The organism is Aliidiomarina sedimenti (genome assembly GCF_003986955.1).
Lineage (GTDB): Bacteria > Pseudomonadota > Gammaproteobacteria > Enterobacterales > Alteromonadaceae > Aliidiomarina > Aliidiomarina sedimenti.
In genome coordinates this window covers 653,400-673,423 of sequence record NZ_PIPN01000001.1, presented here as the reverse complement: position 1 = coordinate 673,423, position 20,024 = coordinate 653,400, and the positions used below count along the sequence as shown (strand labels likewise).

The 20,024-nt window shown below is 54.3% G+C and carries 13 protein-coding genes; 9 read left to right on the top strand and 4 right to left on the bottom strand.

The window, feature by feature from the left end:
• Positions 1–90 precede the first annotated feature (90 nt).
• The 9 genes from CWE12_RS03220 (at position 91) to CWE12_RS03180 (ending at position 15,979) form a co-directional block, all read left to right on the top strand.
• Positions 91–1,314: a DUF418 domain-containing protein gene (locus CWE12_RS03220; RefSeq protein WP_126788216.1), complete on the top strand. Its 1,224-nt coding sequence runs from the start codon at positions 91–93 to the stop codon at positions 1,312–1,314.
• A 10-nt stretch (positions 1,315–1,324) separates the two neighbouring features.
• Positions 1,325–1,852 carry a glutathione peroxidase gene (locus CWE12_RS03215; RefSeq protein WP_198675676.1) on the top strand — a complete coding sequence of 176 codons (528 nt, stop codon included), beginning with the start codon at positions 1,325–1,327 and terminating at the stop codon, positions 1,850–1,852.
• Positions 1,853–1,928: 76 nt separating this feature from the next.
• Positions 1,929–2,567 (top strand): hypothetical protein, encoded by a 639-nt coding sequence (locus CWE12_RS03210; RefSeq protein ID WP_241984122.1) that lies wholly within the window; start codon positions 1,929–1,931, stop codon positions 2,565–2,567.
• Between the two features lie 158 nt (positions 2,568–2,725).
• Complete coding sequence (locus CWE12_RS03205; RefSeq protein ID WP_126788214.1) at positions 2,726–3,400, top strand: hypothetical protein; 675 nt, start codon at positions 2,726–2,728, stop codon at positions 3,398–3,400.
• Positions 3,397–4,149, top strand: a complete 753-nt coding sequence (locus CWE12_RS03200; RefSeq protein ID WP_126788213.1) for a DUF3307 domain-containing protein — start codon at positions 3,397–3,399, stop codon at positions 4,147–4,149. The genes CWE12_RS03205 and CWE12_RS03200 overlap by 4 nt, the downstream gene beginning before the upstream one ends.
• Positions 4,150–4,237: 88 nt before the next feature.
• Positions 4,238–7,765 carry an exodeoxyribonuclease V subunit gamma gene (gene recC / locus CWE12_RS03195; protein WP_126788212.1) on the top strand — a complete coding sequence of 1,176 codons (3,528 nt, stop codon included), beginning with the start codon at positions 4,238–4,240 and terminating at the stop codon, positions 7,763–7,765.
• Positions 7,762–11,532 carry an exodeoxyribonuclease V subunit beta gene (recB, locus tag CWE12_RS03190; protein WP_241984121.1) on the top strand — a complete coding sequence of 1,257 codons (3,771 nt, stop codon included), beginning with the start codon at positions 7,762–7,764 and terminating at the stop codon, positions 11,530–11,532. Before recC ends, recB begins: the two co-directional genes overlap by 4 nt.
• Complete coding sequence (gene recD / locus CWE12_RS03185; RefSeq protein WP_126788211.1) at positions 11,529–13,703, top strand: exodeoxyribonuclease V subunit alpha; 2,175 nt, start codon at positions 11,529–11,531, stop codon at positions 13,701–13,703. Before recB ends, recD begins: the two co-directional genes overlap by 4 nt.
• A gap of 95 nt (positions 13,704–13,798) precedes the next feature.
• Positions 13,799–15,979 (top strand): exonuclease domain-containing protein, encoded by a 2,181-nt coding sequence (locus CWE12_RS03180; RefSeq protein WP_126788210.1) that lies wholly within the window; start codon positions 13,799–13,801, stop codon positions 15,977–15,979.
• Here CWE12_RS03180 and CWE12_RS13595 read toward each other — a convergent pair.
• The 4 genes from CWE12_RS13595 to CWE12_RS03165 all read right to left on the bottom strand — a co-directional run bounded on the left by CWE12_RS13595 (position 15,976) and on the right by CWE12_RS03165 (position 19,909).
• A complete protein-coding gene (locus CWE12_RS13595) occupies positions 15,976–16,125 on the bottom strand; it encodes a hypothetical protein (RefSeq protein ID WP_157981914.1) in 150 nt (49 codons plus the stop codon). The genes CWE12_RS03180 and CWE12_RS13595 overlap by 4 nt on opposite strands.
• A 185-nt stretch (positions 16,126–16,310) precedes the next feature.
• Positions 16,311–16,682 (bottom strand): YdbL family probable chaperone protein, encoded by a 372-nt coding sequence (locus CWE12_RS03175; protein WP_198675675.1) that lies wholly within the window; start codon positions 16,680–16,682, stop codon positions 16,311–16,313.
• Between the two features lie 12 nt (positions 16,683–16,694).
• The gene (locus CWE12_RS03170; RefSeq protein WP_126788209.1) at positions 16,695–16,895 is read right to left on the bottom strand and encodes a YnbE family lipoprotein; all 201 of its coding nucleotides are present in this window, start codon (positions 16,893–16,895) and stop codon (positions 16,695–16,697) included.
• 41 nt (positions 16,896–16,936) lie between these two features.
• Positions 16,937–19,909, bottom strand: a complete 2,973-nt coding sequence (locus tag CWE12_RS03165) for an intermembrane phospholipid transport protein YdbH family protein (protein WP_157981913.1) — start codon at positions 19,907–19,909, stop codon at positions 16,937–16,939.
• Positions 19,910–20,024 lie beyond the last annotated feature (115 nt).

The window sequence follows — 20,024 nt, the reverse complement described above, 5'->3', positions numbered from 1 at the left end:
ACTGTGTGAAGCTGCAACAGGATTTACCCGCTAAAAACAGGTATAAAGGCGTAACTAACCAGGAATTATAAGAAAAAAGGAGAGTCATCGATGGTGACAACAAATGGAACCGCCATGCCTGGCGAACACGCGCCGCGTATTCAGCAGCTTGATGTTATTCGCGGTATAGCCGTGCTTGGTATCTTTTTGCTGAATATCGTCGCCCTTGGTCTACCGGCGGCGGTGAGTGACAATCCGGTCGCAATGGGCCCGGTCAGCAGCGCTGACTTATGGGTCTGGGGCCTGAGCCAGGTGTTCGCTGAACAGAAATTTATTGCCATGTTCGGCATGCTGTTCGGAGCCGGTATTCTGTTGTTTGCAGAGCGCGCGGAGGCGCGTCAGCTGGCGCCGCGCGCGCTGCACTTTCGCCGAATGGGCTGGCTGGCGTTGTTCGGTCTGCTGCATGCGTGGTTATTCTGGTACGGAGACATTCTTTTCCCGTATGCGGTAGCGGGCTGTCTGGCCTGGCTGTGGCGGGCGAAACCCGTGGCCAGTTTGATCCGCTGGGGGGTTGCGCTGTATTTAATCCCGGCTCTGTTACTTTATCTGGTCCACCTGTCACTGCCACAGATGGACCCGGCCGATTTAGCCGATCTGGCAGCGTTCTGGACCCCGGAAGCCGAGCAGCTGGCGGCTGAAATAGCAGCTCTGCAGGGTGGTCTTGCCGAACGGGTTGCCTATCAACGCGAATTTATTCTGTCGCAGCAAACCGGCGGGCTGTTGTTTGGTACCTTGTGGCTAGTGCTCGGCTACATGCTATTGGGGATGGCGCTATTCAAACTTGGTGTGTTAAGTCTGCAGGTACCACGGACTACCTATTATAAATTGCTTGGTTGGCTGCTGCCGGGCCTGGCGCTGTCAACGCATGGTGTTTATTATCAAGTGGAGGCTGAATTTTCCGCGCTGGTGAGTTTTGCCGGGCCACTATGGAATTACCTTGGGTCACTGATGACTGCACTTGGCTATATCGGTATCCTCGGACTGGTCGCATTGCGCATAACCGATGCTGGCTGGATGCAACGGGTGAAAGCGGTTGGTCGGATGGCGTTTAGCGCGTATATTATGCAGACCCTGATTGGAGTGATTCTGTTTCAATATATTGGTCTTTTTGGCCTGTTGCAACGTTCTCATCTTATACTGATTGTGATGCTCGTCTGGGCAGTTCAGTTGGTGGTTTTACCTTTATACTTACAACATTTCCGTCAGGGGCCGCTGGAGTGGGTATGGCGGCGTCTGACTTATGCCGGCACACGCCGAGTGGATACATCAGTTTAGGAGTACCATTATGTTTACATCTTTATTATTTGCGCTGGCGATGAATGATGCCGTGGCTCAGGGGTGCGAAGGCCCTTTGCAGGGTGAGCAACGCCTGCTGCGTTCAGAAGAGACCGTTGACTTATGTGAGCTGGGTCGCGACAAGGTGACGCTGGTGGTGAATACTGCCAGTGAATGTGGCTTTACCGGTCAGTTTGAAGGCTTGCAGGCATTGTATGAAGACTACAACGAACAAGGCTTTCAGGTTGTTGGCTTTCCCTCAGACAGTTTTCGTCAGGAGCACGGGGACGAAGAAGAAACCGCTGAGGTCTGTTTCATTAACTACGGCGTAACATTCCCGATGATGGCTACCTCGAATGTGCGCGGTGAGGATGTTAATCCGGTGTTTGCGGAACTAATTACGGCGACCGGGCAAACCCCACGCTGGAACTTCTACAAATATCTGGTCGGCCGCGATGGTGAAGTGCTGGGAGTCTACCCAAGCACTACACGTCCGGATGACCAAAGCCTGTTGCGTGATATAGCCCAGGCATTATAGAGCTTATCCCGCTCGCTGCTAGTCGCCCCTCAGCCAGCATGCTAGGCTGGGGGTTGACTAACAGGAGATTAACATCATGCACCTACCTTCACTATTGAAGACCCCGTTGCTGGCGCTTAGCGCGACGGCCATACTAACCACTGGCCTTATTGCTAGTCCAACTGCCAGTGCTCAAATCGTTAAACCAGCGCCAGTGGTTTCTATTCCAAGCCATGATGCATTTTTTGAGCATCTTGCTGCTCTTTGCGGCCAGGCCTTTGAAGGCCAGATAGCAGTGAATAACCCAGCAGCGGAAGGCTTCGAAGGACGCCTGATTATGCACGTACGGGTATGTGAAGAAAACCGCCTGGAAATTCCTTTCCATGTTGGTGACAACCACTCACGGACCTGGATCCTGACTAAGACAGGCTCGGGTATCAGCCTCAAGCATGACCATCGCATGGCGGACTGCAGCTACGACGAGCAGACTATGTATGGGGGCCATACGGTGGAGGCAGGATATGAGCGGGCGCAGTCTTTTCCGGTTGACCAATATTCAAAAGAGTTGTTTTTCGCCCAGGGTATTCCAGCTTCTAACACCAATATCTGGCAAATGTATATTTATCCGCAGCAGTTTAGCTATCGCCTGATCCGAGAAGGCCGTGAGTTTCGGGTTGATTTTGACCTGACCAACCCGGTTGATTTGCCGCCGGTTCCCTGGGGCTATGAAGACTAAAGCCCAGCGGATACGAAGCAATCTATACAGGTTGCCTTTTTAAAAGCAAGCTTTAAAGCTTTCATATTCAAAAGCAAGCCTAAAAGCTTGCTTTTTTGCATTTGTGCAGTATCTTTATCAGAGTATGGTGTATAACCCCCAGTCTAAAAGGATCGCCCATGATTGCCGTGTTAACCGGTGACCTGGTTCACTCCAGTAAATTATCTGAGCAACAACTAAACCAGGCTCAACAGCTTCTGCAGCAGCAGATTAACCGCCATACCCAGTCCGGAGGTCGCGGAGAGCTCTATCGGGGCGATGCCTTTCAACTGGCTTTGCCAGAGGCCCGGGATGCTATTAAAGCCGCATTGCTGGTGGTCTGTACTCTGCGTGCGAACGGGGTCGCATTAACGTTATCGGTGGGGATTGGCGACGGGCCGGTGGCTAAGCGGTCCGCGACAGCGCAACAGCAGGCGTATGTGCTCTCAGGTCGGGGACTTGAGCTAACCAGCCGCGGCGAACTGACTGTGCATAGCGACCATTCAGCGGCTAACCAGTCATTGCAGCTAAATACGGCGTTTTTAAGCTTTCTTTTACAGAACCTGACGCGGAAACAAGCCGAAGTTCTGTATGATTGGGTTAACCACGACTTCTGTGAACATCATCTGGTTGCCGAACGGCTACAAACCAGCCGGCAAAATGTCAGTTTACACTTACGCAAACTGGGCGGGCATCTGGTTGAATCCTATTGCCAGACCTTTGCCCAGTGGTTGACTGACTTGCCTTCAGCCCAGAACGGAGAGCCTTCAGCTCAGGATGGGGAGCCTTCAGCTCAGGATGGAGAGAAAAAATGACAGTACTGGTATGGTTACTGCTGGCTCATGTGCTGGCTGATTTTTATCTGCAGCCTAAGGCCTGGGTCGATCAACGAGAGCAAGGGCAAGCTGGCGGCCTGTGGTCAGCGCTGATTAAACATACGCTGGTGCACGCGCTTTGCACGGCTCTGGCATTACTCGCCGCGATGGCAATGAACCAGTTGTCAGTTGCCTGGCCTGCGGTGATGGCTTGGGCAGTTGTTGTGGGCAGTCATCTGCTTATCGACTGGCTGAAATCACGTTTTGCTCCTTCAACGATGGCATTCCTGCTTGATCAACTGGCGCATGGGTTAATTATTGTAGCGGTGTGGGCCTGGCTTACCGGGTTTACTCCTTTTGTGATGGCGTGGAGCCTCGGCGTCCTGTTGCAGCGCGAGATGTTGCTCATTCTGATTATTTACCTCCTGGCGGGGCGTCCGGCGTCGTTTTTTACCGCCATGGTACTGCGCCGTCAGGCTCAGGCATTGGCAGAACAGAGTCAAAGCCAGGGACTGGTCGAAGCAGGGCGGTTAATTGGTTATGTTGAACGTTGGCTGATTGTCAGCTTCGTGCTCAGCGGGCAATTTATCGGTATTGGCTTTTTACTGGCGGCGAAAAGCATTTTCCGCTTTGGCGATTTAAGTCAGGCCCATGAACGGCGGCTCACCGAGTATATGTTGCTCGGAACCCTGGTCAGCTTTGCCACTGCCATTGCGCTTGGTGGCCTGGCGATGTATTTAACCGGTTAGAGTGGGACACAAAGTGTCGTCCGATTAGGGCAGACTTGAGGTCGAACTTGAGACAACTAACAACGAAAAAGAACACGCAAGGACACGCATGGACAGCTTAACGCCCGGGTTTATCGCGGCTCACAGCCATCGTTTAGAAGATCTGACTGAAGTCGCGGTCAAACTGATGGCTGCCTATCCGCTGGCGCCCTTGCAGGAAGAAGCCATTCTGGTGCAATCCAATGGTATCGCCCAATGGCTTAAAACCGAGCTGGCGACGACGACCGGCATCGCTACCATGCTCGATGTAACCTTGCCTGCGCGATTCGTCTGGCGTGCCTACCGTGCGGTACTTGGCGACGATATTCCACGTCACTCACCGTATGACAAAGACCGCTTGCGCTGGCGTTTAATGCGCCTGCTGCCAGACCTGATGCAGTCCGATCCCATCTTCGCCCAGTTACAAAACTATGTCGCCGATGACAGTGATCAGCGCAAGCTGTTCCAGCTCAGCGATAAACTGGCCGACTTACTTGACCAGTACCAGGTCTACCGCGCTGAATGGCTCGATGCATGGACCCGTGGTGAAGATGTGTTACTGGAAAAAGGGCAGGCATTGCCTTTAGACCAGAACCAACGCTGGCAACCCGCACTGTGGCGTGCGTTGGTTGCGGATATCGGCATTGAAGAAATCTGCAGCAACCGGGCCGCCTTGCACCGTCGCTTTATAGAACAGGCTCAGGCGCTGGATGCCTGTCCGGCGGGCTTGCCGCCGCGGGTAATTGTGTTTGGTATCTCCTCGCTGCCGCGGCAAACGCTGGAGGTGCTGCATGCGTTGAAAGGGGTCTGCCAGGTGATGCTGTGTGTGCATAACCCGTGTCAGTACCACTGGGCAGATATCATTGACGGCCGTGAGTTGTTTGGTAAAAACCTGCTGGCGCGGCATGCCAACAAAGGGGCCAGTTTAGATCAGGTGGAGGGGGACCAGTTGCATTTGCATGCGCACCCACTGCTGGCGTCCTGGGGTAAACAAGGGCGGGACTACATTCGTTTGCTCGATGAGTTCGACGAAACCCGTCAGGTTGAAGGCGAGTTTACTGATCTGCGCTTTGATCTCTTTAGCGAAAGCGAGCCGCAAAATCTGTTGCAGCAATTGCAAAGCGACATTCTGCATTTGCGGCCGTTGCATGAGACCCAACAGATGTGGGGCCAGCAACTGGCGGCCAACGACCGTTCGATCGCCTTCCATCGTTGCCATAGCCCGCAGCGCGAGGTCGAGGTGCTGCATGATCAGTTGCTTGCAGCTTTCGCCAGCGATCCGCAGTTACAACCGCGTGATGTGATGGTGATGGTGCCGGACATCAATAACTACGCCCCCTATATTGATGCAGTGTTTGGCCGTTTGCAGCGTAGTGATAAGCGCTACATTCCGTATACCATTGCCGATCAGGGCCAGCGCCACCGTAACCCGATGCTGATTGCACTGGATCTGGTGCTGGCTGCGCCACAGCAACGCTTTACCCATAGTGATATCTTCGATTTACTGCATGTACCGGCATTGCAGCAACGCTTCGGCCTGCAGCACTCCGATGTCGAACTGTTGCAACAGTGGTCTGCTGAAGCTGGTGCTCGCTGGGGCTTACAGGCGTTGCACCGCCAGTCACTGGGCCTTGAAATCAGCTATCAGGAAAACAGCTGGCTGTTTGCATTAAAACGTATGCTCTATGGCTATGCCGCTGGGGATGTCGAGGGTGAGCCCTGGCAGGGCATTGAACCTTACAGCGAAGTGGCCGGAATGCAGGCTCAGGCCGCCGGTGCACTGGCTGAATTAGTACGCGTGCTTGAGCATTACTGGCAGGCACTGGCGCAAAGTCGCAGTGCGGCAGAATGGCACCCGTTACTGCAGGGCCTGCTGGATGATTTGTTCCGTCCCAATGAAGACAGCGAGCGGCTGTTGCTGAACCGGCTGCGAGATGGCCTTGATAGCTGGCTTGAGAGCGTAAACGAAGCCAGTTTCAATGGCGAGCTCAGGTACAACATTGTGCAGGAAGTGTGGTTGTCGGGCATTGATGAAGGCAATCTCAATCAGCGTTTTATGGCCGGGGCGGTGAATTTTGCGACCCTGATGCCGATGCGCGCAATCCCCTTTAGCAAGGTCTGTCTGCTCGGTATGAACGATGCCGACTACCCACGCAGCGTCACCAAAGCCGACTTTGATCTGATGGTTGGTCATTATCAGCCAGGCGACCGGTCCCGTCGAGAGGACGACCGCTACCTCTTTTTAGAAGCCTTGTTGTCAGCCCGTGAACAGCTGTATATCAGCTGGGTCGGGATGAGCGCGCAGGACAACTCTGAACTACCGCCTTCGGTGCTGATAGGCCAGTTGCAGGACCACCTGGATCTGGGCTGGTCGACTACGGCTGACGTGGGGGCGGACGGTGAGCAGTCATTACCGAGCCAGCAACTGACCCAAAGCCATCGCTTGCAGCCGTTCTCGGCGGCTTATTTTGCGCGCAGTGAGCCCGCCGCCGACCATTATTTTACCTACGCACGGGAATGGGCGGCTGTTCATATGACCGGTAATCAGAATCCTGCATTAATAAGCGACAACGCTGAGAAAATGCCAGTGCTACCGCCGTATCAGGCTGAATCATCGTTCAGTTTGTTCGAGCTTGAACTGCTCCTGAAACAACCCGCCGAACTGTTTGCGCGCAAACGACTCGGGGTGCGACTGGACAACTTAAGCAGTGAGTCATTTGATGATGAAACCTTTAGTTTTAACAAACTGGATGAGTGGAAAGTAAAGCACGAGCTGGTCACAACCCTGTTGGCAACGACGCCGATGGGAGGCGAGAACAGCGAACACAGTGCGCAGGTGGTGCGCCAGTGTTTTAGCCGTATTCGTCGGCGCGCCCAACTGCCACTTTCGTTTGAGGCCGATTTATTGCAACAGACGCTAAGTGACAAGGCAGAAGCTATTGCTGATCGGTTGCGTGGATACTGGCATGCGGGCTTTAAGCCCCTTGCCGCGCAGCCATTTGATTTGGCGCTGGGTAATTATCAGTTGCAGGGTGAATTGGGTCAGCTGTACCAGAATCCAAATCAACCCGCGCAGGTGACCCAACTGCTAGTGAAAGTCAGCAAAGTGGCGGATATCAAGAAAAAGAGTGCGACTGCAATCCCACGCCATGCATTGCCATTATGGCTGCAGCACCTAGTTGCTCAGGTCGTCGTGGGTGATCATGTGCAGCTTAGCAGTGTATTAATTGGCGATGGCGCCAGTATTAGTTTACCGGCTCAGTCTGCAGCGACTGCTCAGGCGCAATTGCAGGCGTTGGGTAAGCACCTGGACCAGGCATTGCTGACGCCGTTACCGGTTGCTTTATCGCTGGCCTGGCAATGGCTGAATGCGGATCGGGAAGAGGATAAGTTACCACTGGCCGAACAAGCCTTGTTGCATGCCTATGAGGGCGGCCGCTATAGCGCCGCCGAACGTGACAGTCTGCCTTATCTGGCGCGCTTTTTCCCGCATGGGCAGGACTTACTCGAGGCGGGCTTTGCCCGCGTCGCCGAGGAACTCTATCTGCCCTTTATAGAAGCGATGCAAGGCGCGACGATCCAGGGGGATGCCGAATGAGTGCGACTATGTCCAGCAAACAGCTTTCCAGCCCCATGCAGCTGCCATTAACTGGTAGCGCACTGATTGAGGCCAGTGCCGGAACCGGTAAGACCTACACCATTGCGGCGCTCTACGTGCGCTTTATTCTTGCCCATATTGACAGTAAAAACGCGTCGGCGGTGCGGCCTGAACCTTTGCTACCGCCGAATATTCTGGTGGTGACCTTTACCAAAGCGGCAACGGCAGAGCTGAAAGACCGTATTCGCCGGCGTCTGGTTGAATCGGCCCACTGGTTTCGCCAGTCGGTTGGTGGCAGCAGCGGCGACCCGGTACTGGATGCCCTGCGCGACAGCTATGCGGAAGAAAAATGGGCGGCGTGTGCCCAGGCGCTGCAGGTCGCAAGTGAATGGATGGACGAAGCGAGCGTGAAAACTATTCACAGCTGGTGTCAGACCTTGTTGCGCGAGCATGCTTTTAGCAGTGGTAGTTTGTTTAGCCAGGAGCTCACCACCGAGCTAAGTCAGTTTAAACTGGATGCGGCCCGTGATTACTGGCGCAACTTTGTCTACCCGCTACGCGAACAGGATTATCTGGCAGTGGCGGCGGTGGCGAACTCACCAGAGTCGCTACTGAGTCTGATATACAGTGTCTGGGGTCAGGTTGCTGATGGTCAGCCAGAGCCGATCGATATTACCGCGCTGCGTGGGCAAAAACAGGCCGACTATGAGCGCGCAGTAGGCGAGGCTTATCAGGCGTGGCAACAGTATTTACCGGCACTGTATGACTATGTCGACAAGGCTGATGCCAGTGGCTGGCTGACCAACAAACGTAAACTCAGTAGCAAACTGGTGCGGACACGAATGCATGCCATTGAAAGCTGGCTTGAACTGGATGAAAAGGAGGCATTAAACGCGTTGCCCCCGGTTAGTGATGCGCTGGTGACCAATTATTCGAGTGCGGGTTTTGCTGAACTGATCAGCCAGCCTGTTACTGATTTGCCATTTCTGGATCAAACGGCGGCGCTGGCGGAATTAGCCAAAGGGGCGGCAGGCATTCGCGAAGAATTACTGAGCCATGCTGCACAGTGGGTTAAGCAGCGCTTTAGCGAAAAGCTGCAGCAACTGGCGCTGATGGGCTTCGATGACATTATCGAGCAGTGTCGCAAAGCCCTGCAGCGGGACACGGGCGATACCCTGGCGGATTTAGTTCGCACCCAGTATCCGGTGGCGATGATCGATGAATTTCAGGACACGGATCCGGATCAGTATGCGATTTTCAATGCGGTGTACCAGCTTCGTCAGCAACGCGAGGATGTCGCGGTGTACTTGATAGGCGACCCTAAACAAGCGATTTATGCGTTTCGGGGCGCTGATATTTTCACCTACCTGCAGGCACGGCGGGATACTGAAGGGCGCCACTTCACCTTGGCGCGTAATTTTCGCTCGACCAGCAGCATGGTGGAGGCGAGCAATCAGATCTTTTTAGCGGCGGAGGAACACCAACCGAAGAAGGCGTTCCTGTTTAATGGCGAACGCAACGGGAAACGAGATAACGAGGTGCCTTTTGTCGCGGTGGAGGCTCAGGGTCAGACATCACATCTGCTGATTGATGGGCAGCCTGCAGAGAAAGCACTGACCTTGTGGACCAGTCTTAATAGCCAGAACGAGCAAAAGGCGTTAAGCAAAGAAGCATACGGCACTACCCAGGCGGAAAGCTGTGCCAGCTATATTGTGCATTTGCTCAATAGTGCGAGCCAGGGACAGAGTGGCATTGAGGATAAAGCTAAGGGGTTTCGCCCCTTGCGCAGTGCTGATATGGCGGTGCTGGTTAACAGTCGCGTGCAGGGCTACATGGTGCAACAGAGCCTGCGTCGTCGTGGCGTTGCCAGTGTATTTCTGTCCGATCGAAACTCAGTATTTGATACGGCGGTAGCCAAAGATGTGCTGAGCATTTTGCATGCCTGTGCCCATCCGGGTCAGCGCCAGGCACTGACGAATGCACTCTATACCGGCTTGCTGGCAGTACCGCTGGAAGAGCTGGAGCGTTTGCAACATGACGATCTGGCGTGGGACAGACGGGTCGAACAATGTTATCAGCTGGCGCAAGTGTGGCAGCAGCAAGGGGTCCTGGCCATGCTGCATCAGCTTATTCATGACTTTGATATTGCCAGTCGCCTGCTGGCTCAGGTGGGCGGCGAGCGTGATACCACCGACTTGTTGCATCTTGCCGAGTTATTGCAGCAGGCAGCCAGCCGGTTAGACGGTGAACAGGCCTTACTGCGTTACCTGCAGGACAAGATTTATCAAAGCGACGACGACGGTGCCGATGAACAAACGGTGCGTCTGGAAAGTGATTCCGAGCTGGTCCAGATAGTCACCGTGCATAAGTCAAAAGGACTTGAATATCCGCTGGTCTTTTTACCATTCAGCAGTGACAGCAAGCCGATCAGCAAGAAACGGCCGGTGGTTCATTTTCATGATGACGACGGGCGGCGCCTGCACAGCAGCAAACCAACCGAGGAACAACTTGCTCGTGCCGACGAGGAACGGTTAGGCGAAGAGATCCGCCATTTGTATGTGGCACTTACCCGGTCAAAATATGCCTGTTGGGCTAGCCTGGCGCCGGTCAGTGAATGGCAGAAAAGTGCGTTGGCGTACCTGGCATTAGCAGATCAAGCAGATGCATCCGATGCGAACATGCTACTGCAACAAGCGGCGAAAACCTGGGGGAAATCAGACGCGGTGGCCCTGATGGCTCAACCTGAGGCTAGCAGTGAGCCCTGGCAGGCACCGGCCGCAGAAATCAGTGCCCCTTCGTATTGCAGGATGCCATCAAATCACCGTTTCGAACCCTGGTGGATTGCCAGTTACTCTGCACTTAAATACGGCGCGTTGCGCGAACCGGAAACCGCGCTCGAAGCAAATTTACTGGAAGATGCCGACGACCCTGAGGGCACAGGTTCGCTGGCAGGGCTGGTTCAGCCTGGTAGCGATCAGCGCCATGTTCAAATCCATGATTTACCGCGTGGAGCAGGGCCGGGGACATTTCTGCATAACCTGTTCGAAGACGCGGCGGAGCTGGGTTTCGCCAATGTGGCGCAGAATGCGGATGTGCGGGCAGCTTTGCTCGACAAACGTTGCAGACATGGTCAGTGGAAAGAGCGTCGACAGCAGCTGGATGGCTGGCTGCAGCAGTATTTGCAGCTTGAGTTTCCCTTACCTTCGACAAGTGCTCCAACGAATGCCCCGGCTTCTGCTGCATCGAGCGTGCGGCTGGCTGATTTAACAGCCTACAAAGCTGAACCTGAGTTTTGGTTTGGGGTTCGCGGAGTGAGTGCCGAGCGCCTCGATAACCTGGTCTCGAAACACGTACTAAGCGAATTTGCGCGCCCGGCGCTGCAGCCTAACTACCTCAACGGCATGCTAAAAGGCTTTATTGACCTGGTGTTTGAGCACGAGGGGCGGTATTACGTGGCTGATTACAAATCCAATTACCTTGGCGCGGATGACAGCGCCTACACCGATGAAGCGATGCGCGAGAAAATCCTCGGTAGTCGTTATGACATGCAGTACGTGCTCTATAGCCTGGCTTTACACAAGCTGTTAAAAACCCGGCTAGGTGATGGCTATGATTACGACAGCCATGTTGGCGGTGTGCTGTACCTGTTCCTGCGCGGGCACAACGCGTTATCGCGAGGGGCGTTTACCGACAAGCCGTCGCGGGAACTGATCGAAGAGCTGGAGCAGTATCTGCTGGCAGTGAACGAGACGGAGCCAACCTTATGACTAATGATGTGAATAACGAGGGGACTGCGTTGACTGAGCTTGAAGCCTGGTACAACGCCGGCTGGATCCGTGCACTGGATTTGAATCTGGCGCGGTTTTTACAGGCTGAACAGGTAACGGATGAGCGCGTGCTGGTACTGGCTGTGTTGTTGTCGCATCAGGTCGGGCGGGGGCATGTTTGCCTGCCACTTAAAGAGCTATTCGGCAGTCCGCAGCTGTTATTAAATTTACCGCCTGCGCACAGCCGTTTCGCTGATGATGAGCACGAGATTGTCTCGCCATTGCAGTTATTGACCCGGTTAGGCGTAACCACCGACGCTGACCTGGCGGGTGCACTCAGCGCATGTGACGGCGTCGCAGATAGCCCGCAAACTGACGCGGTGACACCGCTGGTTTATCAGCACGGTGCGCTGTATCTGCGTCGCTACTGGCATTATGAAGCGCGCATAGCGTCAGCGTTGCAGAAGCGTATGCAAGTCTCCGGACCCGGATCGCTTACCCCAGATATCGCTGCAGAAACCCTGCAACAGGCGCTGGATGAGCTGTTTCCGCACGCTGCTGATTCGACTACCAGCAGTGCGACAGGGATAGAGCGGGTTAACTGGCAGAAGCTGGCGTGTGCTAATACGTTGCGCAGTCGTTTCAGTGTCATCACTGGTGGCCCTGGTACCGGTAAAACCTATACTGTGGTGCGTTTGTTGGCAATGTTGCAGCGTTTGGCCGCTGAGCCATTACGGATCCGGCTGGCGGCGCCGACCGGAAAAGCCGCGGCGCGCCTTAAAGAATCTATTAGTAACGCATTGCACGAGATGCAGCAAAGTACTGAACTGAGTGAGTGGCAACAGGTACTGCAGCGCATCGAGAGCGATAGCTCGACCTTGCATAAGTTGCTTGGCGTGCAGCAGGGTACGCGAAAATTCCGTCATCACCGGGGCAACCCGTTAAGCCTGGATGTACTGGTAGTCGATGAGGCGAGCATGGTCGATATCGAACTGATGGACGCGACTCTGGAGGCCTTGCCGGCTCATGCCCAGCTTATTTTGCTTGGTGACAAAGACCAACTGGCGTCAGTGGAAGCGGGAGCGGTGCTGGGCCAGCTTTGTCAGGGTGCCGAGCAGGGCGGTTACAACCAACAAAGTTTCGACTACCTGCAGTCATTCAGCGACACCCCGTTACCTGATTTTTTGCGTGCCGCTGACGGCCCGTCCTATCTGCAGCATGTCGTCATGTTGCGGGTCAGCCGGCGCTTTGACGGTCGCAGCGGCGTTGGCCATCTGGCGTATGCGATTAACGCTGGCGACAGTAAACGAGCGGCGCAGCTATTGCTGGGTTCGCAGGCGGCAGGGGCTTCCCATGAGCAACAGACCGCCAACTCATTCAGTGACATTGCGGTATTGCAGAGCACGGGGACGGAAGCTGTGAGTCAGCGACAACTTTTTGCTCAGCAGCAACCAGCATTGACTGAAGACCTGCGCCGTTTGTGTGTGCAAGGTTTCAGTGGTTATTTGCAGCAAATTAAACAGCGTCCGGATGCGCAGGCCAGCGACGGTGACATCGACACCTGGGCGCGCTCAGTACTGGCCGGTTACAGCAATTTTCAACTGCTAACCCCGGTGCGCGAAGGTGAGTTTGGGGTGGCTGGTTTAAATGCGCAAATCGAACGCTGGTTAAAAGCGGCATTACAGACGCTTAAAAAGACTGCTGCTGGAGAAGCTGAGCCACTTCAGCCCCCACTAGCGACTGAGAAGGGCAATGGAGCTGCCCAGGCGAGTGAGCAATGGTATGAAGGACGCCCGGTGATGGTCACTGAAAACGACTATAGCCTCAATTTGCGCAACGGCGATATTGGCATGGTACTGGTGTCGCCGCGCGACGGACGAAAACGGGTAGTCTTTGTCGATAGCGACAACACCCTGCGCTGGATCCTGCCCAGTCGCTTACGTGAAGTGCAGACGGTGTTTGCGATGACAGTGCATAAGTCTCAGGGCTCGGAATTCACCCATACGGTGATGGTGTTGCCAGAGCAGGACAACCCGGTGCTTTGCCGCGAGCTGGTCTACACCGGCGTCACCCGCGCCAAAAAGCAGCTGACCATGGTCGTGCCCGACTGGCACGTCTTCCACCAGAGTATCCAACGCCGAACCCTCCGCGCCGGCCGCCTCCACCTCTGATTCAACGTTCAAGCGCGGGGCTTGATCATTGAATGGTCTTACCAATTCAACATTCAAGCCCCGCGCTTGAATGTTGAATGTGGTAAAATGACACGATGAAAACTTTGCCTCCGACCTATTATCTTGACCACTTCTATGAGTTTCTGGGCTATCTGGAAGGCTCCTGTGCGCACCTGTTAAATGCTGCTGATAAAGACTTTATTGATGGATTCAAAGCGCTTAGTCACGATGCGCAGTTGGTGCTGGTGCGTATCTATAATCGACAGTCGGTGCATGTGCGGCGAGACTCGCTAAACTATGACGAGATTGATAACCCTCGCTCGGGTCTGGAAGAGCTGTTTGCGGCCGGATTAGTCAGTGATGTTTCTGAAACTGGTTTTGCACGCTTACTCGAACAGCTGAACAAAGCTGAACTGCAGAGTTTACTGGCTGAGAGCCCGCAAAAAACACCAGCGAAGTCGGCGAAGAAAGCCCTCTGGTTTGAGTTTGCTCAGGCACATGCGGTGTTTAGTGATAGTGAAGAGTGGCTGAGCGAACAGTATCTTGAGCAGCAGCACGAAGAACGGCTGGCCTATTTTCTGTTTCTGTATTTTGGCAATGTGCGGGCGCGGCTGAATCAGCTATCGATGCGCGATTTGGGCGTCATGCGTACCCGTCAACTGTCCCATGAGGCCCAGGCACGTTTTACGACCGCTGACGAAGCGCGTGGTCAGTTTTATTATCGCTGGCTTGGGCTAAGGCTGAAAAACACGCTGGATCAAGCACTGGATGAATTCATTGCCATGCTTGAGGAAGGTCCGGCAAAGGGGACCCGCATAGCCAGTGTGCTGGATGCGCGGGATCGTTTTTACTGGCAACTGGCAAAACGTCTGCTGCAAAGCCCGCTTGAGCAGCATGATGATCATTACTCAATTCAGATCCTCAAGCGCTCGCGGGCGGCCGATGCCGTGGAAAAGCGGCTGCGTCTTGAATACCAGCAAGGTAGCAAAGACCAGGTCAAAAGCGAACTCGAAGCTATTATCGATGACCCCGACAGTGAAACCCTGTATGTGTTTGCGGTGGATTTTTATCAACGTAAGTTCCATCGCAAACGGACCAGCATGCTGACTGATATGCTGCGCGATAGCAGCGCGCCTATCCCGCTTGATGAAGCCTATGTCAGCCATGTCGAGCAGGGCGTCTGTGCCTATTACGAGCGTCAGAGCATCACGGCTCTGCGCAGCGAAAACGTGTTATGGCGGGCATTGTTTGGACTAACCTTTTGGCCGGAGCTATACCAGAACCCGAAAGCGGGCGTCAGCAATGAATTCGACTGGCTGCCGCGGCTACTGAAACAGAATACTTTCTACGCTGAGCTGGAACACGAGATAGAAGTCAGGCTGGCGCAGCTGCAAACGCCGCAGCAGTGGCTTACCCATTTGCTGCAGGTTAGCACCCGGCATTATGGTCAGGTCAATGGGGTGTTTAGCTGGCACCAATCACTGCTTGAGCTAATACAGCCCTTACTTACGAAGGCGCCCGTGGTGCAAACCCAGGCAGTGTTGCGCGCGATGGCCCGTGACTACCATCAACTCAGTGATGGCTTCGCGGATTTAATGGTGCTCGATGAGCAAGGTTTGCGTTTCGAAGAAATAAAAGCACCCGGCGACAGCTTACGACGCAATCAGCTGATTACGTTGCAGTGCCTGAAGAAGGCGGGCTTTGAAGTTGCGATCCGGCGGGTCGAGTGGATGTATAACCCCGATCAGGCTTACGTTGTGGTTGATGTGGAAACTACGGGGGGTAACCATAGCAGCCATCGGGTAACAGAAGTTGGCATGGTGAAGGTCATTAATGGTCAGGTGGTCGACCGCTGGCAATCGCTGGTCAATCCACAGCGTTACATTCCTGCACGAATCACTGAACTGACAGGCATCAGCAACGAGATGGTGGCGGATGCGCCGGTTTTTGACGCTGTGGCTGAGGCGATCGATGAGTTCTGGCAGGACGCAATCTTTGTCGCCCACAATGTGAATTTTGACTACGGTTTTCTGAAGCGGGAAATGGAGCGGGCAGGACGCCGTCTTAATCTTCCGAAACTGTGCACGGTGCGAATGGCGCGAAAACAATTCCCGGGGTTCGCATCCTACTCACTGGGGCGCTTGTGTGAGCAGTTGGGAATCGAACTGGTTCGCCATCACCGTGCCTTAGACGACGCCTGCGCCGCGGCTGGAATACTGCGTTTGGTACAACAGAGTCAACTACAACAAAATCTGATACAACAAGCCAGAAGCTAATTCAGTAAGGTTATAAAAGACCCTAAGGCCTCGTTTGCCTGAGCATCTCGCATAAAAAGCACCAATGCGAGCAGCGTTAACATGCCATAGAGTACGTTACTCCATGATAACCAGCTTGAGCGAAGCCGTCCGTGTGTCATCTTCATGGTTAGTCTCCTTTCTGAACACCATTTGTGTTGCCAGAGCTACCATTGCTTTGAGCCGTGCGAAGGGTAAAAACAAGGGCACTCTACGGGGAAGTATAGGTGCCCTTGTGGGGATCAACTGTAAAGAAGGTGCGAAGGTTTGTATCTAACTGACAAGTCGCAAGAAATACTTCCCGCCTTTACTGTCAGCGTTTAACGACCCAGTCTCCGTCGACTTCAATATAATGCCCCGCGGATGTGCGTTCGATTGCACGTTTGCCCGCCATTGCCTCAACATCGGATACTGCAATGTTATTTTGCTCTGCGATGCGAGTATACTCGGCGCGACGTGCATCATTAATCAAATCTGCTATCTGCTCAGCATTTTCGCCCGTTTGGACTACACCAAGATAGCCATTTTGGCGCTCGCCGAGGAAGCCCTGTTCTTTCGCCGCGCCCAGTTCAGACATCGCTTCCTGCAGGCTCATCTGGCCCTGTGCTGACGCAGACAAACTACTCATCACTAATAATAGTGATACGAAGAAGGTGCCAAACAGGCCATATTTACTCGTGGTCATGACAAATACTCCTTAAAATAACCCGCTTGAACCGCTGAAGATTGAATCCAGTTCTTCAGCGACGCGAATATAAATCTCGTGTTCAATACGTACATTAAGATTGATATGAATGGGTTCGCTGGGGGCTGCAACCTGAACCGTGGGGGTGCAGCCTGACATCATCAGCACGCCCAGGCAGGCCGGGGCCAGACTTCCTAGTGCAAGTTTTTTCATGCGTCCTCTCTTGTGTAAACGCCGGTTAAAGCGGTGTGTGCTTAGCGCAGGCTTTCAATTAAGCGTTGTTGCACACGTTCCTGTATCAGGTCATTGAGCTGGTTGGTCAACTGCAGGCTGGCCAGCAGCGCCGGTAAATCCTCGGCAATCGTGATATCAAGGCGCACCGGACGCCCGCCTTCTAACTCAGGGTTCTGACCCTCAATTGATAAGGCAAGTTCCAGCGTACCATCTTCATTGTAGCTAACGCCGCCTTCGAGCACAGAGTAATGGAAGTCATCCAGAGCGTCCATTACGATGCGCAGCGCCGGATTGGTTTCACGGAGCTGTTGCGCCCGTTCAGCACGGTACTGAATAACGCCTCCGGGTGCCAGCGCATGAATACGCCCGTCATCGACCATAAAGCCTCGCCCGGCACGCCAACGGATTGGAATGGCCCCGGAAATCAGACCCTGACCGTGAATGTCAGTGGCAGGGTACTCGCTTAGCAGCTGTTGCAGGTCAAGCTGAGCAATATCGACCCGCAACGTTATTTCATCACGGCTTAAATCGTAGATCCGGTTTTCAATGCCAACATCGCCACTTAACAAGCTCAGCCGGTTGTCAGTGAGTTCGAGCTGCCCCGCCAGTAGCTGATCAATTGAGGCGGTGTAATTGAAAGCAAATCGCGCCGGTCCCATAGGCAGACCGAACTGAATGCGTTGCATGGAAGCGTTAGTGAGTGCCACATCAAGGGTGTCAAAATCGGTGCTTAGTTCAAGATCAGCATTGACCCCGCCAACGTCAATGGTGTCATAAATGCCGGCGGTGTCACTAAGTGCAGCAGTGGCGGTGAGCTGAGGCGCGCTGCCGTCCAGCGGCAGGGTAAACTGGCCAGCGGCACGGCCGCGGCCACGTTCAAGGCTAACCAGTTCTGGCCAGTCTGCAAGGGTTCCCGCAATCGGGTTGCCGGCGAGCCAGAATATATCGGTCAGTTGCCAGTCGACGACTAGATGCTCGGCAGCCAGATCAGATTGATTGCGCAGCACCAGACCGGCGCTGTTGGTCAGGCGCCCGTCAAGACTCGCTAAGGGAGCGGGCGCTAAAGGCTGGCTCTGCAGTGAGCCATACCAGCGCCAGTTAATCGCTTTGAGACCGGGTGCAACCACAGCATCAGCATTGAGATCGATGTCAGACTGAAAGCTGCTCTGGCTCAGCCCGTCGGCGGCACCTAAGTCGCTACGCCAGATCCAGTTAGCGAGCTCAAGCTTCACCGCAGGGGCTTCAATGTTATCGTCCTGCAAGGGAAGGCGCAGCGCAGTCGAGCCGGCGGCGGGTGTCTCGCTGCTCAGCTGCAATTCAAGCTCAGGGCTAAGCTGCAGGGTAAAGGGGGCGTGCAAGGTAAGCCCGGTTAGCTGCGCATCACCTATTTGCATCGCGGCCTGACGCAGTGACAACAAACCATGCTCGCTATGGGCTGCCAGGGTACCATTGTCGATATCAATATTGAGCAGCAGCCGGCTATCGAGGCTGACATCGGTAGCACCCTGGCTTTGCAGCTTAAGCAGCACTGGAAGAGCACCCAGATCGAGCTGATTTTCGCTTTGAGCATGCAGACTCCAGCTTACAATACCGGGTTCAAGGCCCAGCTCAGCCATAGCATCGGTCAACTCAGTTGCTTCAAACTTACCTTCAGCCAGTAAATCGAGGTGAGCCAGTTGACCGGCAGTAAAATGGACTTCACCTGAGGCCTGCGGACGAATACGACCGATATCATCGATTTGCAGCCAGTTAGCCGGGGTCAGGTTAAAATCTGCCTGGCCATCCACTTGCCGGTGCCAGCTGCCGGGTACGGTGCCCGGAGGAAACTCAAATTGCCAGCTAAACTCACCCTGCACAGGTTCGCTGAGCTGGGCGGCATAGCTAGAGAAAGCATCCCCCGGCGAACCGCCAAGTGAATCATTAAGATAGCCGCTCAAGTTGGGGTACAGGCCGGGCAATAGCGTAAGCGTGGTGTCGCCACTGAACTGAATCTCAGCGCCGCGCTCAAGTCTGCTCTGGACGCCGATAATCACCTGGTTAGTCAGTTCCAGACTGCCCTGCAGAGCGCCCGTGAGTTCGTTTTGCCAGCGCGATAGCTGTGTGTCGGGCAGCTCCGCCTGTATATCCAGATCAATATTGACGCTGTCGCTAAAGAGCTCAAGGGCGCGGGGCAGGGTTTGCTCGAGTTCAGGGTACCAGAGGGTCAGATGGTCGCTTATCCACACTGCCGAGGGCTCAAACTGTGCCTCGATTTCGCCCCGCAGGCGATTAGAGCGATCAAGGTGCTGGGTCATGACCACCTGCAGGTGGCCGGGACTATGCAGGTTAACTGCAAGTGAGGGCAGTTCACCGGCAACCTCATAATTGATCAACAGGTCAATCTGCTCCATTTCTGCGAAGTCCCGATATGGGCTCAGCTTGAGGCGCAGGTTGGTGACCTGAGGTTCATCGGGCACGATCAGGCGTTCTTTGTTGGTGCTTTCGAAATAGAGTTCGCCGCTATACTGGCAGCGTTGTTCAGCACAGGGAAGATCCAGCGACAGTTGTTCAATTTGCAACAGATGCGGGATGTCAGCGGTAATGCGCCAGTTATCCGGCAGCTGCCACTTTTCGAGTTCGAAACCATCCTCAGCATCTGTTTCCACGAGTTCGCCAACTACTTCATTGGCCAGGGTAGGCCACTGGTTCAGCGATGCCTGCAACTGGCCGACTTCGATAATCTGCAAGTTAGGCCTGAAGGCCTGCCACTCCCAGGTAATGAAGACATCGTCCAGCCGCACTGGCGCGCGCAGGGCCGGTTCCTGAGTGTTGTCGATATAGGTAAATTCGAGGTGATCAAGACGAACATGCTTATAGGCAAAGCCAGCGATGGAGAACTCTAAGTTTTCCACCGGCAGTTTGCTTAGCATCTGTTTTACATAGACATAGCCAACCCCGGCAGCAAGCGCTAACAGGGCAACTAAGATACTGATCACAATAAAAAATCGGCGCATGAGGTCAAGCATAATCAGGGTTGCCCTTAAGGGCAACGTGGTTTACGTAAAAGTTGGCAAAGGGTCATGAAGGGGCCACAATGGGCAAATGGGTTTGCGTCACTCGCTTTTGCAT